At 70.6% G+C, this 296-nt stretch carries 1 pseudogene; it reads right to left on the bottom strand.

Features of this window, described 5'->3' with window-relative positions:
• Positions 1-296, bottom strand: a pseudogene (locus ACYQ2W_RS26785) (TolC family protein); the annotation flags it as partial.

Here is a 296-nt window from a genome sequence, read left to right as displayed (position 1 = left end):
GTCGTCGCGGACGTGACGGTGGTCGGGGTAGTTGCCGAGGTCACGGTAGTGGGCGTCGTCGCAGACGTCACCGTCGTCGGCGTGGTCGCCGAAGTCGCCGTGGTGGGCGTCGTCGCGGACGTGACGGTGGTCGGGGTAGTCGCCGAGGTCACCGTGGTGGGCGTCGTCGCGGACGTGACGGTGGTCGGGGTAGTTGCCGAGGTCACCGTGGTGGGCGTCGTCGCAGACGTCACCGTAGTGGGTGTCGTCGCGGACGTGACGGTGGTCGGCGTGGTCGCCGAGGTCACCGTGGTGGG

The organism is Endothiovibrio diazotrophicus, assembly GCF_054657215.1.
This window is presented reverse-complemented; position numbering and strand designations above follow the sequence as displayed.